The sequence below is a fragment of the Kangiella sp. genome (assembly GCF_014762745.1).
Lineage (GTDB): Bacteria > Pseudomonadota > Gammaproteobacteria > Enterobacterales > Kangiellaceae > Kangiella.
In genome coordinates, this window is record NZ_JABURJ010000097.1 from 1 (window position 1) to 14,146 (window position 14,146).

Annotated in this window: 12 protein-coding genes; 4 read left to right on the plus strand and 8 right to left on the minus strand. The window is 45.0% G+C overall.

Going from position 1 to position 14,146, the window contains the following annotated elements; genetic code table 11:
* Positions 1-69: 69 nt before the first annotated feature.
* Genes hutH through hutC form a run of 3 tightly spaced genes read right to left on the minus strand, consistent with a single transcriptional unit; the run spans position 70 to position 4,057 of the window.
* On the minus strand, positions 70-1,608 hold the full coding sequence (gene hutH, locus HUJ19_RS07200; protein WP_367273980.1) for a histidine ammonia-lyase: 1,539 nt from the start codon (positions 1,606-1,608) through the stop codon (positions 70-72).
* Positions 1,609-1,614: 6 nt separating this feature from the next.
* A complete protein-coding gene (gene hutU, locus HUJ19_RS07205; protein ID WP_290623041.1) occupies positions 1,615-3,300 on the minus strand; it encodes a urocanate hydratase in 1,686 nt (561 codons plus the stop codon).
* 25 nt (positions 3,301-3,325) lie between these two features.
* Positions 3,326-4,057, minus strand: coding sequence for a histidine utilization repressor (hutC, locus tag HUJ19_RS07210; protein ID WP_290623042.1), 732 nt, complete (start codon positions 4,055-4,057; stop codon positions 3,326-3,328).
* Positions 4,058-4,242: 185 nt separating this feature from the next.
* On the opposite strand from hutC, the gene HUJ19_RS07215 reads away from it, so the two are divergent.
* Positions 4,243-5,445, plus strand: coding sequence for an N-formylglutamate amidohydrolase (locus tag HUJ19_RS07215; RefSeq protein WP_290623043.1), 1,203 nt, complete (start codon positions 4,243-4,245; stop codon positions 5,443-5,445).
* Positions 5,446-5,571: 126 nt separating this feature from the next.
* On the plus strand, positions 5,572-5,997 hold the full coding sequence (azu, locus tag HUJ19_RS07220; protein ID WP_290623044.1) for an azurin: 426 nt from the start codon (positions 5,572-5,574) through the stop codon (positions 5,995-5,997).
* 66 nt (positions 5,998-6,063) lie between these two features.
* Here the strand turns inward: azu and hutI are convergent, their stop codons facing one another.
* A complete protein-coding gene (gene hutI / locus HUJ19_RS07225; protein WP_290623045.1) occupies positions 6,064-7,293 on the minus strand; it encodes an imidazolonepropionase in 1,230 nt (409 codons plus the stop codon).
* A 48-nt stretch (positions 7,294-7,341) separates the two neighbouring features.
* Here hutI and HUJ19_RS07230 point away from each other — a divergent pair, with 48 nt between their 5' ends.
* On the plus strand, positions 7,342-8,751 hold the full coding sequence (locus HUJ19_RS07230; RefSeq protein WP_290623046.1) for a formimidoylglutamate deiminase: 1,410 nt from the start codon (positions 7,342-7,344) through the stop codon (positions 8,749-8,751).
* Here HUJ19_RS07230 and HUJ19_RS07235 read toward each other — a convergent pair.
* From HUJ19_RS07235 to HUJ19_RS07250, 4 genes are all read right to left on the minus strand, one after another.
* Complete coding sequence (locus HUJ19_RS07235; RefSeq protein WP_290623047.1) at positions 8,723-10,492, minus strand: response regulator receiver protein; 1,770 nt, start codon at positions 10,490-10,492, stop codon at positions 8,723-8,725. The two genes, HUJ19_RS07230 and HUJ19_RS07235, sit on opposite strands and share 29 nt — an antisense overlap.
* A 2-nt stretch (positions 10,493-10,494) precedes the next feature.
* The gene (locus HUJ19_RS07240) at positions 10,495-11,424 is read right to left on the minus strand and encodes a hypothetical protein (protein ID WP_290623048.1); all 930 of its coding nucleotides are present in this window, start codon (positions 11,422-11,424) and stop codon (positions 10,495-10,497) included.
* Between the two features lie 213 nt (positions 11,425-11,637).
* Positions 11,638-12,303 carry a uracil-DNA glycosylase gene (gene ung, locus HUJ19_RS07245; RefSeq protein ID WP_290623049.1) on the minus strand — a complete coding sequence of 222 codons (666 nt, stop codon included), beginning with the start codon at positions 12,301-12,303 and terminating at the stop codon, positions 11,638-11,640.
* 132 nt (positions 12,304-12,435) lie between these two features.
* Positions 12,436-12,735 carry a DUF6763 family protein gene (locus HUJ19_RS07250; RefSeq protein ID WP_290623050.1) on the minus strand — a complete coding sequence of 100 codons (300 nt, stop codon included), beginning with the start codon at positions 12,733-12,735 and terminating at the stop codon, positions 12,436-12,438.
* Positions 12,736-12,908: 173 nt separating this feature from the next.
* Between HUJ19_RS07250 and HUJ19_RS07255 the strand changes: the two genes are divergently transcribed.
* Positions 12,909-14,117: a hypothetical protein gene (locus HUJ19_RS07255; RefSeq protein WP_290623051.1), complete on the plus strand. Its 1,209-nt coding sequence runs from the start codon at positions 12,909-12,911 to the stop codon at positions 14,115-14,117.
* Positions 14,118-14,146: the final 29 nt, after the last annotated feature.

Sequence of the window (14,146 nt, forward strand, 5' to 3'; positions counted from 1 at the left end):
CATAGCGATAGTAAAGCAGAGCAAATGGCGCTCTTAATTGAGCGCCTTTGCATTTCTGCTTAGTCTGGTTTACTGGATGCTGGGTAATTCTAGCTCACCAACCATCTCATTAAATACTCCCTGATCAATCAGCGCCTTGATGGCTTCTATGTCAGGCCCAAAGTGACGATCTTTCTCGTAGTAAGCCACTTTTTCGCGAATCAGATCATAGGCTTTTTGCAGGCGTGGTGAAGTTTTCAATGGCGCCCTGAAATCAATGCCCTGTGCGGCAGACAATAATTCCACAGCAATCACACCGGCAGTATTGAAGTTCATTTCACGCAAACGGCGTGCGGCAAAGGTGGCCATTGAAACATGGTCCTCCTGATTGGCAGAGGTCGGTAAGCTATCTACCGATGCAGGGTGTGCCAGTGTTTTGTTCTCTGAAGCCAATGCTGCTGCGGTAACCTGGGCAATCATGAAGCCTGAGTTTACGCCACCATCCTTCACCAGAAACGCTGGTAGTCCACTTAAATGCTTGTCCAGCATCAGTGCAATACGTCGCTCAACAATGGCTCCCACTTCTGAGATTACTATGGCCAGTAAGTCTGAAGACATGGCTACGGGTTCGGCGTGGAAGTTTCCGCCAGAAATAATGTCGCCTTGTTCAGGGAATACTAGTGGGTTATCAGAAACAGCGTTAGCTTCAGTAAGCAGAACAGAGGCAGCAAAACGCATATGGTCAAGCGCTGCGCCCATCACCTGTGGCTGACAGCGAAGCGAGTAGGGGTCCTGGACCTTTTCACAGTCTTCGTGTGATTCGTTGATTTGGCTACCTTTAATCAGATTCAATAAACTGAGCGCAACCTGTTGCTGCCCTTTGTGGCCACGAACCTGGTGAATACGTGCATCAAAAGGAGCAATACTGCCCATGACCGCATCCACGGAAAGGCCACCGGCAACGATTGCTGCAGCAAAGTTGTTCTCGGCGCCGAATAGGCCAGCAAGTGCCAATGCTGTTGAGCACTGGGTACCATTTAATAGTGCCAGACCTTCCTTTGCGCCGAGGGTCAGCGGCTCAAGACCTGCAATTTTAAGGCCTTCTACGGCAGAGATAATTTTACCCTGGTGACGTACTTCGCCAACACCAATTAAGGTACAACTCATGTGAGCAAGCGGTGCCAGATCGCCCGATGCGCCAACGGACCCTTTTTCCGGAATGCAAGGATACACTTCGTGATTTACTAAGCTGATAAGGGCATCGACCGTTTCACGACGTACCCCGGAATGGCCCTGCGCAAGGCTGGAAAGCTTTAACACCATCAATAAGCGCACGACATTGTCTGGCAATAATTCACCGATACCTGCAGCGTGAGATAGCACCAGGCTTTCCTGCAACAGTTCCAGTTTTTCTTTTGGGATGCGGGTTGAAGCGAGTAAACCAAAACCGGTATTGATGCCATAAACGGTTTCATTATTGTTAATCACATCAGCTACTGTTTGTGCGGCGCGATCGATGACCGGATAAAAACTGTCGTTTAAGGTAATCGATACGGATTCCTGATAAATGGCACGGCAGTCTGCTAAAGAAAGCTCACCAGGTGTTAGAGTAAATGAATGCATTGACATAACCTCTTATGAATTCTTGTCGTTGAGCATAGGTAAGTCTAAACCTTGCTCTTTGGCAGAGCTAATGGCGATATCGTAACCGGCATCGGCATGGCGCATGACGCCGGTAGCTGGATCGTTAAATAAGACTCGCTCGATGCGTTTGTCCGCTTCTTCGCTACCATCACAGCAAATAACAACACCGGAATGTTGCGAGAAGCCCATTCCAACACCTCCACCGTGATGCAAGGATACCCAGGTTGCACCACCTGCCACATTGAGCATGGCGTTTAATAGCGGCCAATCGGACACCGCATCAGAGCCATCCATCATGCCTTCAGTTTCACGGTTCGGGCTGGCCACTGAGCCTGAATCAAGGTGGTCGCGGCCAATGACGACAGGCGCTTTTAATTCGCCGTTACGCACCATCTCGTTAAAAGCCAGACCAAGTTTGTGGCGTAGACCTAGTCCAACCCAGCAAATTCGCGCAGGCAACCCCTGGAACTGAATACGTTCACGGGCCATGTCCAGCCAGTTATGCAGGTGTGGGTCATCAGCAATAATTTCTTTGACCTTCTGATCGGTTTTATAAATATCTTCTGGGTCACCGGAAAGGGCTGCCCAGCGGAATGGGCCAATGCCACGGCAGAAGAGGGGGCGAATATAGGCAGGAACAAAGCCCGGGAAGTCAAAAGCATTACTGACGCCTTCTTCCAGAGCCATTTGGCGGATATTATTACCGTAATCGACCGTTGGGATGCCTTCATGGTAAAAGTCGAGCATCGCTTGAACCTGAACCGCCATCGACTTTTTAGCTTCTTTACTGACAAGCTCAGGGTTAGCTTGCGCTTCTTTGCGCCACTGTTCAACCGTCCAGCCAATCGGTAAATAACCGTTCACAGGATCATGGGCAGAAGTCTGGTCAGTGACCAGATCAGGTTTGAGACCTCGTTTATGCAGCTCCGGGAAAACTTCTGCAGCATTGCCTAGCAGACCAATGGAGATCGGCTGACCTTTATCTAATGCTTCCTTAAGCTGAGCGATGGCTTCATCCACACTGGTCGCTTTTTTATCGACATAACCGGTGCGGATACGGAAATCGATTCGAGTCTCATCACACTCAACCGCAATCATGCAATAGCCAGCCATAGTCGCAGCAAGAGGCTGGGCACCACCCATGCCGCCTAGACCGCCAGTTAGAATCCATTTGCCTTTGGTATTGCCATTAAAGTGCTGTCGCCCAGCTTCTACAAAGGTTTCATAAGTACCTTGCACGATGCCCTGGCTGCCAATATAAATCCACGAGCCAGCAGTCATCTGGCCATACATCATCAGGCCTTTTTTATCGAGTTCGTTGAAGTGTTCCCAGTTAGCCCAGTGAGGTACAAGATTAGAGTTAGCAATTAACACTCGCGGTGCATCGCTATGGGTTTTAAATACCCCCACTGGTTTACCGGACTGAACCAACAAGGTCTCATCATCATTGAGGCGCTTCAGAGTTTCGACAATTTTATCATAGCACTCCCAGTTACGTGCAGCGCGACCGATGCCACCATAAACCACTAAGCCCTGAGGGTGCTCAGCAACATCAGGATCAAGGTTATTCATTAACATGCGAAGCGGTGCTTCTGTCAGCCATGACTTGGTGTTTAAAGTGGTGCCGTGTGGCGCTCGAATGACGCGGTCAGGATCGAAACGATTCTTGTCAGTCATAGTTGTATTCCTCTTTATCGAGCTGTTATAGCTCAGTTAATTGATGTTCGGTTTTAAAGCGACCAGTAATACGGAAACGGCTTGCCGGATGATAGAGCTGGCTATAACTAACCAGGGTATCATTTGACCAGGTTGCCCGATCGATGCATAACACTGGTTCATTGTCCTGTAGCTTGAGGGTTACCTGCATAAAAGGGTCGGCCTCGCGTGCTTCAATCTGGTGCTCAGCTTCGGTCAGCGGTGCCACTTTTGACAGATAAACATTGGGGGTAATGCTGGCATAGTCCTGTTTTAAATAGTCTGGTGCAGCTTTGGGGTTAACATAACGCTGTTCGATTTGAATGGGCTTGTCGTTGTCTTTGTGCACCATAATCGAATGGTAAATATCGTCACCTTCTTCAAGTTCAAAGCGCTCCAGCAGGTGAGTAGGGCATTGCTCTTTTTGCAACAGGATCAGTTCGTTTGAGTAGTTGCCGCCACGCTCAATGATCTCTTCGGCAATGTTTCGAATTTTAAGCATCGGCGAATAAAGCTTTTTTGGGGCGACAAAAGTGCCGCGTCCCTGTACTCGATAGAGAACGCCTTCTTCGGTCAGTTCATCCAGGGCGCGACGCGCTGTCATGCGACTGACTTTACAGGTTTCGACCAGCTCATTCTCCGAGGGAACGCGCTTGTGTTCTTTCCAGCGTTGCTGCTCGATGCCTTGCTTAATAAATTCTTTAACCGTGATATAAAGGCGAGTATTCTGTTCTGTCATTGATGGTTCCAATATACTCTGTGGCCTGATAATGTTCGGCAAAAGTCGTAGATTGGACTATGCCGTTTGACTAATAGTATCCGTCTTGTATGCTAAGTTGTATATACAACCAAAAACCAAGTTCAAAAGCAACTCCCAAGTAGCATAAATTCATACAGTGAATTAATAGAGAAATAACCATTTATATGAATATCAATCAGTTAGTAGAGAAATTTGAAGCCCAGTCGATAACTGGTGGTGACTTTAACCATAGAAATCATTTGCGAGTGGCCTGGTATTATCTAAATCACTACTCGATCATGGCTGCGCGCGAGCGTGTACATCAGGGATTGATCAAGCTGACCAAGGTTCTAGGTGCCGAACAAAAGTACCATCGAACCATGACCGATTTTTTTATCGACTACCTATTACAGGTTAAATGGTATCTGAACACTGATTCCTGGGATGAAGTCGAGTCTCTTTGTGAGTTCTTATTAAAGGATGCCAAGTCGCTAATACGGATTTATTACTCTGAATCAGTGATCGAATCTGAACAGGCTCGCACGGAATATGTCGAGCCTGATCGATTACCGCTCGACAGAGCAACTTTGCAACTTCAGGCAGAAGAATACCCGGTTTATGACCTGGAGTTTCATGATTCGCCAATCATTGTTTCAATGCCGCACCATGGTCAGTTTATTCCACACGATATTATTAAGCAGATGCAACCCGCTGCTTATGACAGTGCAGATACCGACTGGTATCTGGTCGATCTCTATAGCTTTCTGGATGAGCTGTCGATTACTCGAATCAATGCCAACTATTCGCGTTATGTGATTGACCTGAATCGTGATAAGTCAGGCGAAGTGCTTTATGCAGGTGCGGATAACACTGAGCTATGTCCAACCAGTAACTTTGATCGCGAAACTTTGTACACCGAATCTCAATTGCCCACCGATGAGGAAATAAGTCGCAGAATCAAACAGTATTGGCAACCGTACCATGACCAGCTCAAGAACCTGATTGAAAAGGCAAAAGAGAGCTTCGGCTATTGCCTGTTATTTGAGGCGCATACCATTCAATCGGAAGTACCAAGGTTTTTTGAGGGCCGCTTACCCGATTTCAACTTCGGTACCAATAACGGTGCCACGGTCAATCAGAACATCAAACAGTTGCTTGAGGATTTCGATACAAGGCAATACACAAAAATTCTCAACGGTCGCTTTAAGGGCGGGTATATCACTCGCCATTATGCTGATCCTGCTAGCCGGGTGTACTGCCTGCAGCTGGAGCTGTCGCAGATTACCTATCTTAATGAGCGTCTGCGTACTTTGGATAAATCAAAAATGCTTTCAGTGCAAAGCGTTATAAGTGATTTGATGCAGAAATTGCAGGCAGTTATTGATTAATTAAAATAATCCTATAGAGAGAGTTTCATAAAAAGATATACAGCGAAAATGTGCGCATATTCATGTCATATTCACCTTAAACTGGTATGCTAGATACGTGTTTAACCCAACGTAAAAGGTGACAAGATGCGTAAGATTTTATTAACAGTTGTTTTAGCTTTATTCGCTATGCCTTTGTTTGCAAAAGATGTTGTTGTAAACAGTGATGACGCCATGAAATTTGATGTCAGCGAAATTAAAGTTAAAGCTGGTGAAGAGATTAAATTAACTTTAAATCACACTGGCAAGCTAGGTAAAGATGTCATGGGTCATAACTTTGTGGTATTGGCACAAGGTACTGATGTTCAGGCGTTTGCTAATGCTGCTATTCAGGCTAAAGCTACTGATTATGTCCCAGAAGGAAATGACAGCGTTTTAGCTCACACCAAAGTGATTGGCGGTGGTGAAAGCGATACCATTACTTTCACTTTGAAAGAGAAGGGTACTTATGAGTTTATCTGTAGTTTCCCTGGCCACTCTTTCATGATGAAAGGTGTGATTGTTGTAGAATAATTTGTTGTAGAGTATTTAAAATTACTGACTTGGAAAGAGCGTTCGTGAGAACGCTCTTTTTTTATATTAGCTTTTGAAAGTTCGTGCCCAGTTACTTCCCCCTAACTGATAGCTAAGCTGGTTCGGATGTTCAATGTCCCAAAGCACCATATCCGCTTTTTTCCCTACCTCAATAGAGCCAACTTCTTGGTCTAAACCTAGTGCTTTTGCTGCGTTGATAGTTACGCCCTGTAATGTTTCAAGCGGTGTCATTCTGAAGAAGGTGCAGCCCATATTGAGCATCAACAAAATAGATTCTGCAGGCGAGGTTCCGGGGTTGCTGTCGGTGGCAATCGCCATGGGTACTTTGGCATCCCGAAGGGCCTGAATTGGAGGTAGCTTGGTTTCGCGCAGGAAATAAAAGGCTCCCGGTAGTAGCACCGCAACGGTACCACTTTTTGCCATCTTCTCAATGGAGTTCTGTGATAAATACTCTAGATGATCAGCAGAAAGAGCATGGTAATCTGCGGCTAAGCCTGCGCCCGATTGATCGGATAACTGTTCGGCATGAAGCTTCACTGGCAGACCAAGCTGCTTTGCTGTTGCAAAAACTTTTTGCGTCTGCTGATAGCTAAAGCCGATATTTTCACAAAAGGCGTCAACTGCGTCAGCCAGCTTGAGTTCCGCAATGGTTGGAAGCATTTCGTTACAGACCAGGTCAATATAATCATCCGAACGATCTTTGTATTCTGGTGGTAGCGCATGTGCGCCAAGGAAGGTAGTGGCAACCCTAACCGGAAATTCCTTGCCAAGTCGTTTGGCAACTTTCAGCATTTTTATTTCCGTTTCGGTATCCAGACCATAGCCTGATTTGATTTCGATAGTGGTGAGGCCCTCCTTGAGTAGCGACTTTAGTCGTTTTGTTGCACTATCAAACAGTTCTTGCTCACTGGCAGCGCGAGTTGCTCGCACTGTGGAAAGAATTCCACCGCCAGCTTTGGCAATTTCTTCATAATCAGCACCATTCAAGCGCATTTCAAATTCATTGGCACGGTTGCCGCCATAGACCAGATGAGTATGACAATCAATTAGACCAGGGGTTAACCATTGTCCGTGTGCATTGATGACACTGTCTGCATTCTTGTCCAGTTCATTCGGATGGCTCAGTTGTTGCTGAGTGCCTATAAATTGAATAACCCCTGATTTGACGCCAACACAGGCATCTTTAACGACACCATAATCATCCGTGCTGGCCATAGTCGCGACATGTACATTGTGAATAAGGTAATCAAAGGGTTTAGTTTCTGGTTGGCTCATATTATGATCCCATTTCTTACAAAGATTAGCAGACAGGTTAACCCATCAATGACTTCTACCACTGAAAAACATATTTTTGCCAAGCAAGTTCTAACCGAAGCCGGCTGGGCCAGTGATGTTCTGATAAAGGTCGATTGTAATGGGGTTATTCTTGAATTGAAACCTGACGCAGAGATTGAAGCAAACTTTTCTGGAACGAGACTGCAGGGTGCGCTTATTCCAGGTTTGCCAAATAGTCATTCGCATGCCTTTCAATGGGCGATGGCTGGTTTAGGCGAGAAGAGCGGCAAAGGTGGCGATAGCTTCTGGACCTGGCGTCAGGCCATGTATGGGTTTGTCGATGCGATACAGCCCGAAGACCTGCAGGCAATTGCCTCAGCGCTGTATATGCAGATGCTGAAGGCGGGTTATACATCTGTTGGGGAATTTCATTATCTTCACCATAACACTAATGGATCTGCGTACGATAATCCTGCTGAGATGTCGCAACGAATTTTTGAATCAGCCAGGGAAAGCGGTATTGGTCTAACTCTACTTCCTGTGTTTTATCGCTACAGTGGTTTTGGAGAACAAGCACCTAATGCTGGGCAAAAGCGTTTTATTCACGATCAACAGGCTTATGCAGGGCTGATTGACCATGTGGCAAAGTTATCTGAGCAGTATCAGCAGTCTTTTGGTATCGCACCTCATTCGCTACGCGCCGTTAATCATCAGGATCTTAGTTTTGCTATCGAGCACCTGAATTCTATTGACTCTAAAGCGCCCATCCATATCCACATCGCTGAGCAGATGAAGGAAGTGAATGACTGCCTGGATTTTAGTGGTAAACGTCCAGTCGAGTGGTTGATGGAACAGCAGCAGGTGAGCGAGCGTTGGTGTCTGGTACATGCCACTCATATGACGGCAGAAGAAATCAAAGCGGTCGCTGATTCAAAGGCTGTGATTGCAGTCTGTACTACAACGGAAGCTAATCTGGGTGATGGCTTATTTTCTATGCTGGAATACAAACAAAATGCTGGTCGTTGGTCGGTGGGGAGTGATAGCCATATTTCGGTTGATGCTACAGAAGAATTACGCTGGCTCGAATATCAGCAGCGTTTAGCACAACAGTCGCGCACTCTACTAGTTGAAGCAGAGCATAGCTCTAACGGATTGTGGTTATGGCAACAGGCAGCAACTGCTGGTGCTCAATCACTCGGTCAGAAAGCAGGAGTAATTAAAGTCGGTAACCAGGCGGATTTTATTGAGCTGAACACAGATAGTTTTGCTTTGCTTGGCAAAGAACAGAACCAATTAATCGATGCTTTTATTTTTAATCATCAGCTTAGCAACGACGCGATCCAATCTGTTTGGGTAAAAGGGCAGTGTCAGGTGAAAGAGGGGGGTCACATGCATGAAGATGCGATCAGAAAGAACTATCAGAAAAGCATCAGCCGTTTACGTCAGTGCATAAATTGATTAAGGTCGATTTAAGCTGATGAATATCGATAGGTTTGGGCAGGTAGTGAGCATTTAGTGATTGGAATAGTTCTGTATTCTGTACACTGGAATCACTACTGATGACCAGGATTTTGGTTTGTTCTTCCTGATCATTGAGCTCACTTGCGAAGTTAGTAAAGAAGAAAGGATCAGGTTCATTCAGAAAGTCCGAATTAACCATGATGACATCAAATTTTTCGTGTCGAATCTTTTGCAGAACTACCTGTTTAGCGGATGCTTTTTCAGTATTTACTCCAAGCTTTTCCAGGTAGCCCATCAATACCATTTTATCAATCGGATCTGAGTCAAAGATTAAGGCACTAATATCAGTCTCGATTGGACTGACACTTTCTGTCCAGACTTCTGGTTCATCGGTGGCAAGAGTCGCAACCGGTATTTCAATTCTGACTTCTTTTTCAAAATAGAAATATTCACCGCCAAATTTTCGCAGCAGGTGTTTTGCTGCGATCAGGTGTACGTTATTACTGTAGCAGCTGACAGGAGCTTCATGTGAAAAATGGAATAGACTTTGAGTGGTAATACCCTGAATAAAATTGTCAGCATCGGACTCAATCGAAATCCGTAAGATGGTATTGTCTTTTATTGCCTGTCTTTGATCAAAAGAAATGCTCAGTTGATGTCCCGCACAAACTCTTATCAGTTGCTCAACAAGCAGTAATAAAAAGCGTTTGAAGTTATCTTTATCGATGATTAACTGTCGATTTATCCGGTCGCCGCTGTAGGTATCGTAAATAGTAACATTCTCACTTTTGGCTAAGCCTGATAGTTCGGTTATTACCTGCTTTAATAGATCTCTCGACCAAATTGAGCTTTTTCGATCACCAATATGTTGAGTAATGGATTGATAGAAAAGTTGGATAGTTTCATCATCATGCTCAATGGGGTGTTCGAGTAGGAAGCCCAAAAATTCCTGCAGTTCCGTATTGGCATCTCGTCTGGCCTGGGCAACTTCTGTTTTTAATAAAGTGAGTTGATGCTCAAAATTTTTATTCTGTAAAAAGATATCAATAATGGCTTTAATCAGAGCCTGTGCTTCTTGAGTTTTAGTGTTATAAAGAATGTTTCGTGGTAATACTGAGCGGTTAAGTGACTCAGTCATTTTTTTCATAACCCGGCTGGTATAACTTAACCGATAATACATATAACCCCATAATAGAACCATCAAAACAACGATGGAGGTATTAAGCAGCGCTCGGTAGGTCTGTAGTTCGTCTGTAGTCGGGCTGTACTCTAATGGGGTCATGCCTAGAGTCACTTCACCAAGTCGCCTTTCTAGTTTGACGCTTTGTAGTATCTCTTCATTTAATAGCAATGAATCACTGAGTGAGCTACTAGGACTTTGTTCGATTGGTTGCGTAAAGTAGATCAGCTCTTCTTCATCGGGAATGGATAACAGATCGCGGTTATCGAGTTGTGCCATGATATTGTTTTGATTGTCATAAACGGTGATCATTGCAAGCCCCTGATTGTTTCTTAGAGCTTCTAAAGAGTTCTTAAGATCTACTTTATTACCGAATGATAGGCCATACTCTAACTCGATAGTTAAATTTGCCATGATTGTCTGGCTTAGGTTTTGTTGCTGATAGTAGTGCTGTTGCTGACTTACTTTTGTGAACAAATAATTGGCGATAAACAGTAGCGCAATGACGGCAAGTATAAATGCTAGATTGTATTGATTAACATACTTTGTGCGCTTCACTGTTACTGCCTTTCAGGTTTATTGGTTTTGGGATTACTCTGGTTGTAAGCAGGGTCGTCGGTTTCTAATTTCAATTTATCCAGCTCTGATTGTAACTGCTCTTTTGAGATCATATCCAGTTCTAAGGAGCGAGCGACTTCAGTGTTATATTTTATATCATAGTATTTACAGTACCGCGCAAAAGACTGAAAGCCCTGTTCCAGAAATTTTGCAGCAGACTCTTTCAAGTCATCAACCAACATTTCCGGGGTGGTGAAGGTGGTTGCTACAGCTCCAGCATTGACCACTCCGGTTGAGTAGCCAATGATAACCTTTCTTTGTCGATAACTGCTCAACAATACTCTGGGCAGGGTTTGACTGTTATAGATGATGGGATCTGGCTGAGCAATAATGAAATCGGACTCTTGTGACAAGGCGGGGAAGCGTCTTGCTACCTCTGATGTTTGCTTGATTTTGATGGCCTGTAGGTTCAACTCCATTGCTTTAAGTGCTTGTTCATAGCCTTGCAAAAAATAAGGGGTGTCGGTTGAGTACATGACACCCACTGATTCCGATAAAGGAAGCAGTAATTTTCCAAGCACAATCTGACGATTTGGATCCGGGTCGTAAAAAATAGCACTGACAGTATCCATGGCAGGGTATTGATTAACGGCTTTTTTCCAATCCTGGTAGGTAATTAACCCGGCCAACACCGGCTCTTGATGTTCTGATTTTAGCAGTTCTTCTAAAGGTGAAGGGCCTAAGCTGATCACCAGCTCTGATTGCGGGCGCTGGCTTTTCCAATCCTCCAGAGACATGTTGACGATTCTATAGTCATTCGACAGGGAAGATAAGGATAGGCTTTTGGCGATGGTTGAGTAATAACTGGAGAAGTGTTGCGCGATAATGGTGATTTGTTTTTGTGGTGTTTGCTGGATTACAGGGGAATCCATTTCAGTTTGCGCTGCGTAGACAAAATGAGATCCAGCCGCGAATAGAAGTAAAGCTATAAGCAGATTGGTAAGTGTTCTCAAAGCTCTAAGAAAGCAGTCCATATTCCATCAATCTATTTCTAATATTCCTTGCTACTAATGCGCATTAATATCAATTTACGATATTTTAATCACTTCTATACTCATCAAGTATTGTTTTTAAGCCAAGTTAAGCTAACCCCATTTTATAGGTGTTTGGTCATTTTCTACAAGTATTTGATTTGTTTTAGAAAAATGCTTACAGCCAAAAAAGCCCCGGTGCGCAGAAAGTGGCGACGGATGCGGTGCGCTTAAGATAGTGTGTTTAGGATTTTTTATCAAGCCAGATTTGGCCTGAGCCTGTGAACCCCATAACAGGAATACAATTGGTTGCGGCGCCTGATTGAGGCTGGCAATGACTGCGTCGGTAAACAGCTCCCAGCCTCGGCCCTTGTGTGAGTTAGCCTTAGCGGCTTCAACGGTTAAAACCGCGTTCAGTAATAACACACCCTGTCTCGCCCAGTGGCTCAGGTCACCGTTTGCTGGGGGGCGGCAGCCGATGTCGTTAATGAGCTCTTTGTAAATATTGCGCAGGGATGGCGGAAGAGGTTGGTCAGATCCGACTGAGAAGCAAAGGCCATTGGCCTGGTTGGGGCCGTGATAGGGATCCTGTCCCAATATCACTACCTTGACCTCGCTAAACTCTGTGAGTTTTAGCGCTGAAAACACCTGTTCTTTGGGTGGGTAGATGGTTTTGCCAGAGTTTCTTTCAGACTCTACAAATGCAATTAACTCTTTGAAATAAGGCTTTTTTTTCTCTGGTCCCAGCGCGTCCGCCCAGTGGGTAATTGACTCTGACATTTTTTATTTGGTTATCTGATTGTCTGGTGCAGATTATAACGAATGTGAGCCGAATGACCACTTTATATGCCGTCGTCAACAGGCCCAATAGCAAAACAAACCATGATTTGCCATCAAACGTTGGGTATTGTTTTAGTAGTCGTTCGAGTCAATGATGTTAAGCACATCATCGAGAGAACCCGGTGCCAGTTCTAGTTCGTCGCCAAGGGTATAATCGTCTACTTCCAGCGCTCCACTCCAGTCTTCAGGTGGTGCTGCCTGACTGAGTTCAAGTAATTGCCAACTATTAATATCAAATTCTTCGATTTCGCCACCAAAATACTGTACTTCAATAGTGCCTTCATCATCATCTAAAGCGACTACTTCAAAGATAGTGTCTAAATCGGAGCGTTTATACCAATGGCCACGTTGTGGCGTTAATACTTGTGCCATGTGACCTCCTTTATTGTTGAGTATTCAGATTAGCATATTGCTCAAAAAATGCACGGCTCCGACTATTGATATTGTCTATTATGCGACGTGGGTTAACAAAGAATGCTCGCTAGTATTTGCCCGCATCATTATTTACAATGTGCGCAAATAACAGACCAACTAGTATGGAACTGATGTCTAAATCAATTGTATTAAAATCTCTTTTCTCCAGCTCCTTGATTTTATTGTCCATGTCGGCATTTTCAGCGGAATGGCGTGGTGTTGTGGCTGCTGAAGGTCGCTATTATTTTGAAGAGGGTGATTTTGGCCAGGAGCAGGAGCTAGCCTCGGTGATGATCGAGCCTGAGTTTTATCATCGATGGGATGAGCATGATATAAGCCTGGTTTTTAAACCTTTTTATCGCTGGGATAGTATGGACAGCGAGCGGACCCATGCTGATATTCGGGAGCTGATGCTCAGTTACGTTGGGGAAGAGTGGGAAGTTAAAGCGGGTGTCGGCAAGGTTTTCTGGGGAGTGGCGGAGTCGCAGCATCTGGTGGATATCATTAATCAGACGGATTTTGTCGAAAATATTGACGGGGAAGACAAGCTCGGTCAGCCAATGATTGCCTTATCTACAGAGCGTGACTGGGGTCTTTTGAGTATTTTTGCTTTGCCAGGCTTTCGTGAAAGAACCTTTGCTGGTGAAGACGGGCGCTTACGCTTTCCTTATGTCATTGATACTGATAACCCTGTTTATACCGATCCCGATGGTAAATCCCGTCTGGATGGTGCCATTCGTTGGTCAAACTGGTTTGGTGACTGGGACATTGGGGTTGCCCATTTTTCGGGAACCAGTCGTGAGCCACAGTTTTTGCTAGATAATAGCAATCCGCTTCAGCCAAAGTTGAGACCTGTTTATGTGACAATCGATCAAACCAGTATTGATTTACAGGCAACCAAAGGTGCCTGGTTATGGAAACTGGAAGCCATGAGTCGCTCAGGTTTTGAAGAGAGTCGTTATTCAGCGGCTGTGGGTGGGTTTGAATACACTTTCTATGGAGTTACTGAGGGCGGTGCTGATTTAGGTTTAATCATGGAGTATCAATATGACTCGCGTGATACTTTGCCCGGTGGTTTTGAGCAGCAGGATACACTGGTTACTGGCTTGCGATTAGCAATGAATGACATTCCTTCAACTGAAGTTCTGCTGGGCTATTCCCATGCCGATAATCAGCAGTTCATCAACCTTGAAGCCAGCCGTCGCCTGGGTGATAGCTGGAAGTTGGTCGTTGAGGGGCGTTGGTTTGAAGGTATTGATGAAACCCGACCAATGGAGAGTATGCTTTATCCTTTTAGAAACGATGACTACTTGTCGATAACCTTTGAAAGATATTTCTAGTCAAATTCTCTATAGAATTCTCAAGGCGC